14 protein-coding genes are annotated in these 12938 nt (G+C 42.0%); 8 read left to right on the top strand and 6 right to left on the bottom strand.

Annotated features, from left to right (window positions below; genetic code table 11):
- Positions 1-218 precede the first annotated feature (218 nt).
- Complete coding sequence (locus tag L4D09_RS18215) at positions 219-1076, bottom strand: PA4780 family RIO1-like protein kinase (RefSeq protein ID WP_428458942.1); 858 nt, start codon at positions 1074-1076, stop codon at positions 219-221.
- Positions 1077-1369: 293 nt separating this feature from the next.
- Here L4D09_RS18215 and L4D09_RS18210 point away from each other — a divergent pair, with 293 nt between their 5' ends.
- The 3 genes from L4D09_RS18210 (at position 1370) to L4D09_RS18200 (ending at position 4006) form a co-directional block, all read left to right on the top strand.
- Positions 1370-2428, top strand: coding sequence for an NAD(P)H-dependent flavin oxidoreductase (locus L4D09_RS18210; protein ID WP_428458941.1), 1059 nt, complete (start codon positions 1370-1372; stop codon positions 2426-2428).
- A 125-nt stretch (positions 2429-2553) separates the two neighbouring features.
- A complete protein-coding gene (locus L4D09_RS18205) occupies positions 2554-3240 on the top strand; it encodes an SDR family oxidoreductase (protein WP_428458940.1) in 687 nt (228 codons plus the stop codon).
- A 76-nt stretch (positions 3241-3316) separates the two neighbouring features.
- Complete coding sequence (locus L4D09_RS18200) at positions 3317-4006, top strand: pseudouridine synthase (protein WP_428458962.1); 690 nt, start codon at positions 3317-3319, stop codon at positions 4004-4006.
- Positions 4007-4053: 47 nt separating this feature from the next.
- Here the strand turns inward: L4D09_RS18200 and L4D09_RS18195 are convergent, their stop codons facing one another.
- Entirely contained in the window at positions 4054-5259 is a 1206-nt protein-coding gene (locus tag L4D09_RS18195; RefSeq protein ID WP_428458939.1) for a transglycosylase SLT domain-containing protein, read from the bottom strand.
- 284 nt (positions 5260-5543) lie between these two features.
- Between L4D09_RS18195 and L4D09_RS18190 the strand changes: the two genes are divergently transcribed.
- The 5 genes from L4D09_RS18190 to L4D09_RS18170 all read left to right on the top strand — a co-directional run bounded on the left by L4D09_RS18190 (position 5544) and on the right by L4D09_RS18170 (position 9112).
- The gene (locus tag L4D09_RS18190) at positions 5544-6068 is read left to right on the top strand and encodes a lecithin retinol acyltransferase family protein (RefSeq protein WP_428458938.1); all 525 of its coding nucleotides are present in this window, start codon (positions 5544-5546) and stop codon (positions 6066-6068) included.
- Between the two features lie 142 nt (positions 6069-6210).
- A complete protein-coding gene (locus tag L4D09_RS18185) occupies positions 6211-6492 on the top strand; it encodes a polyhydroxyalkanoic acid system family protein (RefSeq protein WP_428458937.1) in 282 nt (93 codons plus the stop codon).
- A 275-nt stretch (positions 6493-6767) separates the two neighbouring features.
- On the top strand, positions 6768-7424 hold the full coding sequence (locus L4D09_RS18180) for a phasin-related domain-containing protein (RefSeq protein ID WP_428458936.1): 657 nt from the start codon (positions 6768-6770) through the stop codon (positions 7422-7424).
- Positions 7425-7499: 75 nt separating this feature from the next.
- On the top strand, positions 7500-7859 hold the full coding sequence (locus L4D09_RS18175; protein ID WP_428458935.1) for a phasin family protein: 360 nt from the start codon (positions 7500-7502) through the stop codon (positions 7857-7859).
- Positions 7860-8176: 317 nt separating this feature from the next.
- Entirely contained in the window at positions 8177-9112 is a 936-nt protein-coding gene (locus L4D09_RS18170; RefSeq protein ID WP_428458934.1) for an alpha/beta hydrolase, read from the top strand.
- Positions 9113-9178: 66 nt separating this feature from the next.
- Here L4D09_RS18170 and L4D09_RS18165 read toward each other — a convergent pair whose 3' ends face one another.
- From L4D09_RS18165 to L4D09_RS18150, 4 genes are all read right to left on the bottom strand, one after another.
- Positions 9179-9550, bottom strand: coding sequence for a thiol-disulfide oxidoreductase DCC family protein (locus L4D09_RS18165; RefSeq protein WP_428458933.1), 372 nt, complete (start codon positions 9548-9550; stop codon positions 9179-9181).
- A gap of 110 nt (positions 9551-9660) precedes the next feature.
- Positions 9661-10293: a TetR/AcrR family transcriptional regulator gene (locus L4D09_RS18160; RefSeq protein ID WP_428458932.1), complete on the bottom strand. Its 633-nt coding sequence runs from the start codon at positions 10291-10293 to the stop codon at positions 9661-9663.
- A gap of 79 nt (positions 10294-10372) precedes the next feature.
- Positions 10373-10888, bottom strand: a complete 516-nt coding sequence (locus L4D09_RS18155) for a DUF2505 domain-containing protein (protein WP_428458931.1) — start codon at positions 10886-10888, stop codon at positions 10373-10375.
- Positions 10889-10897: 9 nt separating this feature from the next.
- Positions 10898-12889, bottom strand: a complete 1992-nt coding sequence (locus L4D09_RS18150; RefSeq protein WP_428458930.1) for an SDR family oxidoreductase — start codon at positions 12887-12889, stop codon at positions 10898-10900.
- Positions 12890-12938 lie beyond the last annotated feature (49 nt).

Below are 12938 nucleotides of genomic sequence, written 5' to 3'. Positions count from 1 at the left end.
TCGCTTGATTATTACTATACAACTGGGCAGTTAGTGTTGAAAGTGGAAAAAACAGCTGAACTTGTTCGAAAAAATAGATGATAGTAATTTCGAACTTTATGCGGTTTTGAATAGGGGAGTCGTGGGGGGATTTATCAAGCTCGTGCGAATTTAAGTATCCCGTTCGAACCATTGTTAATGGGAGCAAACGGGATTGTACTTGTTCAATGCGGGTTTATTTAATCGGCTTCTTGTTCTTCACTGAGTCGTTCTCTACGTAGAGCAGCTTCTTCCATTACCGCATTTATTTCAGCCATTAATCCGTCGATGTCGGCATCGTCATCACTTTCGACGAAGTGTCCTGTGAGTTCTGACGTTGGTGTAAGCTCACCAGCTTCATACAAGGCCCACATTTCTTTGGCATATTGCTTATCAAGCAGCTCTGGAACGTATTGACCATAATAGTTAGTCATATTCATGACATCACGTTCTAACATCCATTTGGCATTGTTATTTGCAGAAGCATCAACAGCCTGAGGTAGGTCGATAATTATGGGGCCAGATTCATCAACAAGCACATTAAATTCCGACAAATCGCCGTGGATGATACCTGCACAAAGCATACGAGTGACATATTGGATGATCAGATCGTGATCTCTTAATGCTTGCTCTTTTGTCAGGGTGATATCATTTAGACGTGGGGCAACACTGCCTTCCTCGTCAGTCATCAACTCCATCAACAAGACGCCGTGAAAACAACCATAAGGTGTAGGTACGCGTACATCTGCATCAGACAAAGTGTATAAAGCATCGACTTCTGCGCGTTGCCATACTTTCTCTTGTTCATCTCGGCCGAATTTAGACCCTTTTTCCATTGCACGAGCTCGACGACTATTGCGTACCTTACGCCCTTCGCGATAGGTTACGGCTTGCTTAAAGCTGCGCTGCTCAATTTCTTTGTATACCTTCGCACAACAAATTTTGTCTTGGCTACGTACAATGTAGACTGAAGCCTCTTTGCCACTCATTAACTGAGTAAGTACTTCATCTACTAAGCCATCTTCAACCAATGGCAATAATCGTTTGGGTATTTTCATTACACCTACATTCGATAAAAAAGAGATATTTGAAACAGGCTCATCAATGGTTCAAATACAATAACACGGTATTTTAGCTACATTATCTATGTGTTAAGGCATTTAACAAGCTTTTCGGGGCAATTTTACCTTTTTGTTTCACTTTAATTTGGGATAAAGTAACTTTGATAAATTAAGTGGCAGATTTATAAGGATTATTTTTTACTCGTACTCATACATTGCTCTGTGAAATTAGGTATAAACCTTAGGTTTTGCAGGGTGGGCTGAATTTATAACATCGAAAGGAATCGATTATGCGCAATGAAAACATTAAAAGTCTACTTGGCACTGATCTTCCAATTATTCAGTCACCCATGGCTGGTGTGCAAGGAAGTGAACTGGCTATCGCTGTTTGTAAAGCGGGAGGCTTAGGCTCTTTACCTTGTGGAATGTTAAACATTGATGACATTGTAAATGAAATTGCGGTGATTAAAGAGGCAACTGACAGCCCCTATAATCTAAACTTTTTTTGTCATGATATGCCCGATTATGATGAAAATCAGCACGTAATGTGGCAAGCAGAATTAAAACCGTATTTCACTGAGTTAGGTATCGAGTGTGAAAGCCGGCCGCAGGGGGCGAATAGAACACCGTTTAATCATGATATTGCAGATGCTATAGAGCCATTTCATCCTGAATTTATTAGTTTTCATTTTGGCCTTCCCAACCAAGAATTACTTAATCGCGTTAAACGTTGGGGAACCAAAATAGTTTCTTCAGCAACAACGATTGATGAGGCGATGTGGCTTGAGTCTAAAGGGGTTGATGGCATCATTGCTCAAGGATCTGAAGCTGGTGGCCATCGAGGAATGTTTTTGTCCCGTGATATAGCGACTCAAATGACGATGTCTGATTTAGTGTCCCAAATGGCTAATAAAGTAAAAGTACCAATTATTGCGGCAGGTGGCATTTGTGATAGCCAAACAGTTAAAGCCGCTTTAATGCATGGAGCCGAAGCTGTTCAGGTAGGCACTGCGTATTTGCTTTGTACTGAAGCAAAAACGTCTCAATTACACCGCTCAGCGATCAAGAGCGAAAAATCACAGCATACAGCGCTTACCAATATTTTCTCTGGCAGGCCAGCTCGCGGCATTGTAAATCGCGTGATGAAAGAACTTGGCTATATCAATACATCGGCACCTGCGTTTCCCTACGCATCAATAGAAATGACCCAATTGCGTGCTCACTTCGAAAAACAAGGTGATGATGGTTTTTCTCCGTTATGGTGTGGAGAAAACACATCGGGTTGTAAAGAAATTAGCGCAATAGAATTAACACGCCGCCTTGTGAAAGGCATCAACAGAGCAGTATAAGATTATGACTGTCGTGATTATTACCGATATATTTGGATTATGCGATTCAACAGTTAAGCTTTCACTTTTGAATTAACTAAGTTTCTGTCTATGGATAGAGGTTTATAACGAAAAGGATTTTCAGGATGGAAACAATAGTTATCACAGGAGCAAATAGAGGGATTGGCCTCGAACTCACGAAACAGTTTCTTCACTTAGGTTGGCACGTTATTGCTACGTGTAGAGATAAGTCGAAAGCAGACCAACTGAATATGCTAACGAGCAGAGGAAAACTCAGTACTCACTTTTTAGAGCTGACTAACGAGAGCGATGTCGTTGAATTTTGTACTGCTCTTTCTGGGGTTACTGTCGATGTATTAATTAATAACGCAGGTGTACTGGGGGGAGATAACCAAAGTGCGAATAATATGGACTATAACGAGTGGTTAAAAACATTTGCAGTAAATACATTGGCACCGTTTCATCTTGCAACGTCTTTGAAGGGTAACTTGCAGCAGTCATCGCGGCCTCGAATTGTCTCTATTTCAAGTGGAATGGCATCTTTAAGCGGGCAAAGTATTGGCACTTATGCTTATCGAAGCTCAAAAGCCGCACTCAATAAAGTGATGCAAGTATTAGCGAATGAGTATAAACAAGATGGCATTATTGTCTGCCCTGTAAATCCAGGCTGGGTGAGAACAGATATGGGAGGAAAAGGGGCTGATATTTCTGTAGAAGAAAGCGCCGCGGGTTTGGTCGGTTTGATTAATGGATTGACGCTAGATCACTCTGGCCGTTTTTTGTCGTGGGACGGTGAAGAGCTTTCGTGGTAATGATTATTCGATCGTTGCTTATTATCGAATAGCAGGGATAATGACCCGCTTTGTTTATCGATCTAAAGTTGTCCTAATGCGCCTTGATAAATTTGTTTGTAAAAGCACCGAGCTATCGAAACAGGAAGCTATTCGATGGATCCAGAATGGTGAAGTGAAGGTTAATGGTGAGGTTATTGTTGATGAAAGGGCGCAGGTTCATGAAAACAATCAGGTTACGCTTAATGGCGAAAGGTTAAAATGTCGTCCTTTTCGTTATATATTAATGCACAAGCCAGCTGATACGATTTGTTCAAACATTGATGAGTTTTATCCTTCTATCTTTAACCATATCGATGTTGAAAATGTGACTGAGCTTCATGTCGCGGGTCGTTTAGATGCTGATACAACAGGGTTAGTATTGATCACCGATGATGGGCATTGGTCATTTAATATCATTACACCGACAAAGCACTGTGAAAAAGTTTACCGCGTAGGGCTATCTAAGCCTATTGCTGAGGACGCTGCGAGCAAGTTTGAAAATGGTATCAAGTTACAAGGTGAAAAACGACTGACGTTACCTGCTAAGCTCGACATTATTAGTGAAAAAGATGTTTATTTAACGATAACAGAAGGCAAGTTTCATCAGGTTAAGCGTATGTTCTCTGCTGTGGGGAATCGTGTTGTCTCGCTTCACCGTGAAAGAATAGGGGAAGTATGCCTCGATGTTAATGTTGGGCAATGGCGCTTTTTAACCGAAAGCGAAGTTCAGTCATTTTCAGGCTAACCGAGTTAGGTTAGCCAAAGAAGTTAGCCAAAAATCACGACGTTTATCTATTGAGTTGGTATCAGTAGCTTTTGCCCAGCAAAAATAATTGAGTCTGACAAGTTGTTAACTTGCTTTATCAACGAAACGGATGTGTTGTTGTTTTGTGCGAGTTCGCTTAGCGAGTCACCCGCTTGAATATCATAAACATCAAATTTTTCTTTTACATAGCGATAGCTGTTTTTATTTTCGTAAAACAGTGTCTTATTCTTCTTCGGTATTAATATTCTATTGTCGCGCTGCTTAAAGGTGTAGCCGCCAGTATATCCTGGATTAAGTTTAAAGAATGCCTTACTCGATAGCCCGGCATGACCTGCAATGTGTTTTAACTTCACACGCTGGCTAATAATCACTTCATCCATAATCGGCGCTGATTTAATCGAAGCAAAAGGTAGTTCGTTTTGTTCTCTCTCTTTTACTAACTCGACCATGGCTAATAATTTTGGCACATACATTCTGGTTTCTTTGGGTAGTTTTAACGACCAAAAGTCAGTTGATTTACCTGCCGAACGATTGCGTTTAATTGCATTTCGAACCCGGCCGCCTCCGGTATTATACGCTGCTATGGCGTGTAGCCAGTTATGATCAAATTTATCGTATAGGTATTCAAGCAAGTCTAAGGCAGCATCTGTTGAAGCGATGATATCTCGGCGACCATCATAACCACTGACAATATCAAGCCCAAATGAACGACCTGTGGGGGCTGTTATTTGCCAAAGTCCAGCAGCCCCTTTCGGTGAGTATGCAAATTGATCGAAGCTGCTCTCAATAAAGGGGAGCAATACGAGCTCAATTGGAAGATCTCTCTCATCGACTTGTTGGTAGATATAATATAAAAAAGGTTCCGCTCGCTGGGTTACGACTTTTATATGGTAAGGATTGTTGGTGAACCACCGTTTGTAATACCGAATTCGCCGATTATTTGGCACCGCCATTGTGAACTGATCGCTCAGCGTATCCCATAGTTCTATTTCACCTGTTGTATCAGATGTTGTCGTTGTACTTAGCGGCGTGCTTTCAGTGTTTGGAAACCCTGTCGCGACATAGCTGCCATCATAAAGTGTTTGATGAACATCGCAATGCTGCTTAAATGTGCTTGGAGCTATATCTATTTGTGTGACTTCTGGTTGTTCATTCTCGTCTAGCGCGGTTAAGCTCTGACACCCTGTCATTATGGCTAGAACTGAAAGCAAAAAGAGATAATGAATAATCATAATATTTTCATTTCTTAGTAATAACTTATTATCAGAGTGTCATTTTTTTGACTTCGATATTATCTTAGCAGTGAAATTTAGAGTGCAATGTCTCTAAATTGATTTTTGTACCGAAACTTGAAACTAATTTTTCTATCTAATCGATACACCAAGGACTTAACGTTTTACTACGCCGTTTGAATATGGGCGATTATTTTTTTCTGTTTTTTTTCGCGACAACTTAGACGAATAGCGATAACCAGCTAGGCTATAAGTAGATTAAGTGGTTGGTATAGGTAGAAATTATGCAAGAAAGTGTGTACCCAGCAGGAACGGTATTGAAGATTCGTTGTAGTACTTACTGGCACTATGGGCTTGCAGATGGACAGGGGAATGTAATTCATAACTCCAAAAAATGGCGGAGAGTTTCGCTTGATACAGAAACTGATTTTGCAGAAGGGCATACGATTCGGGTCAGCCGAATAGGTAGCGAGGAGCCGCATCTCGCAGTGAACCATGCTTTGGGCCAGATAGGCAGGCCGTATAATTTATTAGATCAAAACTGTGAACAATTTGTTCGAGAAGCACATGGTTTACCCATAGAGTGTACGCAGTTTCAGCGACTTGTTGTTGCCGCAGCTGGTGGCTATATCACATTGAGTGCAAGTACCCCCATCTTAAAAATCGCAGGGGTAGGCATCATGCTCGGAGCCGTTGCTTCAACCTCTGAGCGCTCTCCCTACAAAAAGGCCGTGTTAGGGGCAAAAATAGCGGTAGGATCAAGTTTATTGATCAGCACAATTGCAAGGCGATTGGCTAAACCGCTCTAAGTTGTCACGTTTTGTATGTATATTATTACTGACAACCTCAACTAAATACGAAGACTTCGATCTTGCACACAGAAACCCAATGCATTTCACAGTATGTTACAAAAAGGTAACTGAGTAAAAACACTAATGCATGGGAACATCTGTGACAATTTTAATTGAACGTCATCATGACAAACCTCATGATGACATTACGAACTTGAGTCAAAAAATTGCTGATGAGTTAGAACAAGAATACGGTCTAACGTGGAGTTGGCAAGAGAATAAACTACATATTAACCATGCTTCAGCTAGGGGGTTTCTCCATGCTCAAGAGGGTAAAATAACGATTGAGCTGCAGCTTGTTGGTTTTGCAGCCAGTTTTTTTGCTGGCAGTATTGAATCTCACATCTCTGAACGGCTTGATAAACTCTTACTCGCCAGTTAACAGCGGTTATTTGATTACCTTTGCGTAAAGGCTGCATGCTAACGAGTATAACGACTTAAATCTTATTAGGGCTCTTTTGAGCCCTTTTTTGATCGCTAACGACCTATTTACCTTACTACTTACCTTATTATTTACTTTACCTCTGAATATCTGTTTTTAGCTATTGCTTCTGTCCTTCTAGGTCTGAATGAATCTTTTAACGATAAATTGTTGTTTTAGGGAGAACATTCTAATTGAAATTCGTAAATTGTAGTTAAGCAGTCAGGCAAGAGCCAATGGCTGGCACAGTTGCAATTAGTATGGAGGGCACACTGATGGGTCTATTTAAAGAGACTGCGGCAGAATCAAAAAAAGAACAGATTCGTGACGCAATGGTATACAACATTTGGTTAGCTGGTCTAGGTGCTTATGCAAAAAGCGCAGAAGAAGTGAACCAACTTTCTGATAAAAGCAAAAGCTTGTTTGATGAGTTAATTGAGCGCGGCCGCGCTGTTGAATCAAAAACTAAAGAGAAAGTGCACACTGCACGCAGCCAAACTTCAGTTGCGATTGAAGAGCGTATGCACAACATGGTGCAAAAGTTTATTGGTGTTGATAACGAGCGTCTTGATCGTGTTGACGACAAGATTGATCAATTAACAGCGAACATTGAAGCACTTCTTGAGCGTCAGCAAGCTGAAAAGCAAACACCTGCGAAAAAAGTAACGCGCTCACGCGCAGTTAAAGCTGAAGATAAGCCAGCAGCGAAAAAGCCAAGTGTTGCTCGCCGTAAAACAGTAAAAGCAGCTGAGCCTGTTGTTGCGAAAGTTGATGAAGTGAAGAAAGAGACAGAAGCGCCGGTAAAGCCACAAACCGTAGCAGCTAAACCTGTTGCGGATGTAAAAAAAGACGTTGTAAAAACAGTTGATAGTGTGAAACCAGAAGTGGTTTAAGCGACTTACCGGTCAAAGACCAATGGTAGTAATTAGATACTTTAATCCAGCGTATTAACGCAGGGGGAAATGATTATGAGTGATAATACAGTAGTAAAAGCGGCTAAAAATGTCGTAGAAAGCGGTGAAGGCGTTGCGCGCAACATTTGGTTAGCAGGTCTAGGTCTTTACAGCCGTAGCCTTGAAGAAGCGCAACAAATTAATGAGAAATCAAACCAAGCATTTGATGACCTTGTTGAACGCGGTAAAGAAGTTGAAATCCAAGCAAAAGAATGCATTGGAAAAAACACAGAAAAAGCCACAGAAGAAGTGGAAGCAGGTATGAATGACTTGTTCTACCGCTTAAGTGGCGTAGACCGTGAAAAGCTAGAACGTATGGATGAGAAAATCGATAAGCTAACTTACGCGGTCGAGAAATTGGCAGAAGCAGAGTAACTGCCAATGCAGGGTTACGTTTATAGCCAGCCAGACGATAAGTAACCCTGTTGGCGTTGTTATCACAAATCCAGTCTGCTGATAACAATGCTTTTTAGGTTGCGCGTGGGCCATGCACGCGCAACTTTTTTGTTATATCACGAACTATTTACAAAGTGAAGAGTGAGTGTCAGCAGAATAAAACAGCAGTGTTTGTCATAATTGACAGAAATTTAAGCAGTGTTCTGAGAGATTAGTCGATCATTTAATGCCAAATATTGACCAAATGGCTTATTTAACTCTAACTTTGTAAATGATATGTAACAAAGGTGGCGTATATGGAAAGTTGGCGAAATAGGGCTTTCAACAAGGTTTTATTCCGAATAATGAGGCAGCGACTAGCAAATTGTAACTCGACAGAAGAGATGCGTGACCTCATCTTATCTGTTGATAACTATGGACCATTTATTGCCTCTCCTAAAGGTATGGAGGTTATTCCAGCGAACTTTGCTGATGTACCATGCCAATGGGTAAACATGCCTAATAGCAGTGGAAATAAAATTATTCTCTACTTTCATGGTGGAGGCTTTTGTTTTCATAGTCCCAAAATTCACAATGCCTTTCTTGCTCGCCTTGCGAATCAAACCAAATCTCGCGGCTTAATGGTGAATTATCGCCTTGCGCCCGAGCATCGTTATCCTGCCGCACCAGATGATTGTTTCGCTGTATACCGATCTTTATTGGTAAAAGGTTACCTACCGCATCAAATCTTTCTAGCTGGCGATTCTGCTGGTGGCAACCTAGCATTGACAACGATGTTGCGACTACGAGATGCGAACTTGCCGTTACCTGCAGGGGCGATACTGATGTCACCTGTTTCTGATATGGCAGTAACGGGCGAGTCAGCATTTAAAAAGTGTAAAGATGATCCCTTCTTTGACCTCAGTACCTTATTGTTAATGAGAAACAATTATATCGGCACCCAAAACCCCTGTGATCCGGATATTTCACCATACTACGCCGATCACCGTGATTTGCCGCCTGTCTTTATTACCGCTGGAACAGAAGAGCTCTTGATGGATGACTCTATTCACCTTGCTGAGCGCATGGGTGAGGCCGGCAATGATGTCACCGTTCATATCGTTAAGGGGGTACCTCATGTTTATCCGTTGTTCCAACAGCTCAGCGAAGCACGAGAAGCACGAAAGTTGATGGTGGGCTTTATTACTGAGCAATTTAAGCGAGCGAAGGGAGTTGTTAAGAAAGCGGGATAGCTAAATAGAGTCGGTAAAAAGGGGTTGTGAGCAAGCTATCGATGAATGATAGGGTATTGCTTTAAATTAATGCTTATGCATTCTACCTTGCTGTTCGAGGCGTTTATCAACCGCTTTTCGGTAACACTGGGATAATAGCTTTTTTACCAATGGAATGCTCATTAACCAGGCCAACGGGCGCAGATACCAGACTTGCTTTAGTAATAGAATATAGGCATCTAGCTCTTTATAAATAGAGCCGTTTTCATGCTGGACATGCAACTCTTTAACAGCTAAGTAAGGGTCTATTCCTAATGTCTTTAAATAGTCTTCTTTGCCTGTAATGTCACACCAGCGCACATTACTTTGCTTCCCCAGTCTTCGCTCAAACCAGTCACGATCTTTGATGCAACTCGGACAGGCACCATCATAGAAGATAGTTAACACCTCTTTTGACATGACCAAAGCCTTAGTACAGATACCTACATAAAGTGTAGTTAGCCCGGTGCCAATAAGAAAAAACCAAGGCCTAAACCTTGGTTTTTGTAAATAATTCTTGATAGGAAAAGCTAGTTAACCAGTTCATCAAGTAAGTCTTGATGGGTATAGAAAGGGGACTCGGCACTTTCTGTAAGGTACGGCTCAACCATAGAAATAAGCCTTAATACGCCCGCTCGAACAAGATCGCTTTCACTGTATTTATCATCAAGTAGCGTTTGGTAGTTTAACCAATTCAAACTGACTAACAGTAGGTTATCGGCTAATAGCGGTAAGCTGTCTTTGTCGCACTTGAGTTTTCCAAGATCGACCAAGTGGGTCAGCATGTCATGGCTTAAATGACGAAGCTTTAATATCAAGGTTTTGATTTTTCGCTTAAGCAGCGGGTTCTGGCCGTTGAGGTTATCGAGATTACGAAATAAGAACCGGTAATGGGTAAATAAGGCCATAACGGTGTGCATGAAAGGCCAGTAGTCATCAAAATCTTTGACTTGTTTTACATATTCATTACTGATTGTTGTCATAGAGTTTTGAAGTTCAGCCACTAACGTCGCTATGATCTCTTCTTTGCCTCTAAAATGGTAATACAAGTTACCTGGGCTAATCCCCATTTCTGTTGCAATAATTAATGTGCTGACTTGGGCAACACCATCACGGTTAAACAGTTCAAGACTGACCGATAAAATCCTATCTTTGGTTTTCATAGTCCTTTCCTTGTCTTTACATGATAACCGTCAATCAAACCGCTAAGCAGTTCGATTGACGGTATCAGTGATCATGCTGTTATTCTTCAGCCACAAGCTGCGGTAAAACACGACGTAAGAAATCGTATTCGCCATCCATTTGCGCTTTCATATCATTACAGATGAATGAGACAAGGGTACTACCAACAAGCGGTATTGATGATGTCACGTCCATAGACACGTTATTTTGCGTCGCGATGCCATTTCTGTCGGCAGGTTCGCTAAACATCATCTGGCCACTGATGAAGGCTGGTACACCAATAATTTCAACGTTCAGCTTACACAATAGCTGGTCGTTTTCTTGCCAATGCCAAGATTCAGATTGTTTAATAACGTTATGGCTACCAAGCAGGCTCTTTAATACACCAGGCACATTGGCTGGCATTTCACGCTGCGTTTCAACGATAAAGCCATCATCAGTTTCAGCAATCTTAGTTACACGTACATTCTTGGCGCCAAGCTGTTGGTATTTYTCAACAATCAGCTCTTCTTCACTGAAGTAACGCAGTAGAGTATCTAAGTTTTCTTTGTAATCATGAATTACGGAGACTTGCATATTCTACCCTTACATGTGAATTTCGCGCATGAGGCTGTTTAATGCCACAACATCTGCAGTTGGTTTTTTCTTTTCACTGCTATCTGATTCTTCAAGCTCTTTGCCGTGGTTAGGGTTGTAGCCCGTCGCCATGAGCAATTCACCCATTTTCGGATAGACACCGTGGATAAAGGCACCCAACAGACCCAACTTGGTCGCAATACGTTTCGGCTTTTCGATAATCGCTTTGATGATGAGATCCGCTGCTTCTTCAGGGCTCAATAGCGGAATACCACCTTCTGCTTCACGGTAATGATCAGAAATCATGCGAGTTTCAACTAACGGCATGTTAATGGTCGTAAAGTTGATCCCTTGGCTGCCTAGCTCGATACTGGCAGTACGTGTAAAGCTATCCAATGCCGATTTTGATGCAGCATAAGCTGAGAATAACGGCTGGTTAGTCAACACGGCAATCGATGAAATGTTGATAATATGGCCTTCGCCCGCTTCAATCATTTCTGGCAAATTACCTAGGATCATACGAAGTGAACCAAAGTAGTTGATCTGCATTGTGCGTTCGTAGTCATGCAAACGGTCTGTTGCTTTTTCTACGGAGCGACGGATAGAGCGGCCAGCATTGTTGATAAGGATATCGACTTTGCCGTGGTCTTTCTTTATTTGCTCAATAACCGCTTGGCTTGGTTCATCTTGACTCAAGTCACACTGGTAGATAAAGGCATTGCCACCTAAACGTTCAATATCATTACGAGTTTGCTGTAAGCGCTCTAGGTCACGAGCGATAAGTACCAAACGGGCTTTGGTGGATGCTAACTTAATCGCAGTGGTGTGGCCGATACCAGAAGAAGCACCGGTGATCACAACAACTTTGCCATTCACACGGCCTTGTAGTGTTTTTTCAATGTGTAGTTCTGGATCTAGGTTACGCTCCCAGTAATCCCAAATCTTATCCGCGTAGTCTGGTAGGCGAGGGCAAGAGATGGTGCTGTCTTCCAGAGCGGTTAATGTATTTGAGCAATCAAATTGGGTTGGGGCATTGAAGTAGCCCATTGCGTCTTTTGGCACATCCATTTCAGTACTGATGGCATCAATGAAGCGTTTCAGTACAGGGATTTGGCCCAATTGTCCCCAGAAGTGCGATGGCACCATGCGGAATACGCGCATATCAAGGCGCATTGCCATACGAGGTGCGTGACCTGCTTCGGCAAACATATTGATGACTTCGCCTGAGCGGTATGGGTCTGGGTCAACGATATGGAAGCACTGGTTATCAATGTTATCTTTATGAGAAATGTGGTCAATGGCATCAGCGACGTAGTCAACCGGAACAAGATTTAAGCGACCACCTTCAAGTCCGATAAGTGGCGCCCATTCAGGAAGCGCACGGCGGATTTTTTGAATAACTTTGAAGAAGTAATAAGGGCCGTCAACACGATCGGCTTCACCGGTTTTTGAATCACCGATCACAATGCCAGGGCGGTAAGCACGCCATGGGATCGTCGCGCTCTCTTGAACTAACTTCTCAGCATTATGCTTGGTTGAGAAATACGCATGATCAAGGCCTGTCGCCTCGTTAAGCATGTCTTCGCGGAACCAACCACGGTATTGGCCTGCAACAGCAATTGAGCTGAAGTAGTGGAAGCAGCCCGCATTGATACGTTCTGCAAATCGAAGTGTATTATCGGTACCTTCAATATTGGCACGCATCATATCTTCTTCATCAGCTTGCAAATCATAAATAGCTGCAAGGTGGAAGAATTGATCAATTTTTCCAGTCAGTGATTTTGTATCTTCAGCGGAAATACCTAGGTTCTTTTCGGTGATCGAACCCTTAATAGAATGGAATTTATTCTTAGGTAAATTGTGTTTTTCAATGAGCGCAGCCAGCCTGTCGTTTGACATTTGATCATAAGACAAGATGTAGATTTCACCAGGACGTTTTGCCAGACGTTGTAGTAACTGTGAACCGATAAATCCAGTTGCGCCGGTTATGAAATAATTCATTACCACTCCTTCGCGGTTATTATTTTAACATTCAATTGCAGAGTAATTT

Source organism: Photobacterium makurazakiensis (assembly GCF_050336715.1).
Classification (GTDB): Bacteria; Pseudomonadota; Gammaproteobacteria; order Enterobacterales; family Vibrionaceae; genus Photobacterium; species Photobacterium makurazakiensis.
Note: the sequence above shows the minus strand (reverse complement) of the source record. Positions and strands in the feature narration are given on the sequence as shown.

Excerpts from the sequence above, each read along its gene's own strand:
- L4D09_RS18190 (WP_428458938.1), top strand. The coding sequence starts at position 5,544 with ATGCAAGAAAGTGTGTACCCAGCAGGAACGGTATTGAAGATTCGTTGT.
- L4D09_RS18195 (WP_428458939.1), bottom strand. The coding sequence starts at position 5,259 with ATGATTATTCATTATCTCTTTTTGCTTTCAGTTCTAGCCATAATGACA.
- L4D09_RS18165 (WP_428458933.1), bottom strand. The coding sequence starts at position 9,550 with ATGTCAAAAGAGGTGTTAACTATCTTCTATGATGGTGCCTGTCCGAGT.
- L4D09_RS18160 (WP_428458932.1), bottom strand. The coding sequence starts at position 10,293 with ATGAAAACCAAAGATAGGATTTTATCGGTCAGTCTTGAACTGTTTAAC.
- L4D09_RS18180 (WP_428458936.1), top strand. The coding sequence starts at position 6,768 with ATGGCTGGCACAGTTGCAATTAGTATGGAGGGCACACTGATGGGTCTA.
- L4D09_RS18200 (WP_428458962.1), top strand. The coding sequence starts at position 3,317 with ATGCGCCTTGATAAATTTGTTTGTAAAAGCACCGAGCTATCGAAACAG.
- L4D09_RS18175 (WP_428458935.1), top strand. The coding sequence starts at position 7,500 with ATGAGTGATAATACAGTAGTAAAAGCGGCTAAAAATGTCGTAGAAAGC.
- L4D09_RS18170 (WP_428458934.1), top strand. The coding sequence starts at position 8,177 with ATGGAAAGTTGGCGAAATAGGGCTTTCAACAAGGTTTTATTCCGAATA.
- L4D09_RS18215 (WP_428458942.1), bottom strand. The coding sequence starts at position 1,076 with ATGAAAATACCCAAACGATTATTGCCATTGGTTGAAGATGGCTTAGTA.
- L4D09_RS18150 (WP_428458930.1), bottom strand. The coding sequence starts at position 12,889 with ATGAATTATTTCATAACCGGCGCAACTGGATTTATCGGTTCACAGTTA.
- L4D09_RS18205 (WP_428458940.1), top strand. The coding sequence starts at position 2,554 with ATGGAAACAATAGTTATCACAGGAGCAAATAGAGGGATTGGCCTCGAA.
- L4D09_RS18210 (WP_428458941.1), top strand. The coding sequence starts at position 1,370 with ATGCGCAATGAAAACATTAAAAGTCTACTTGGCACTGATCTTCCAATT.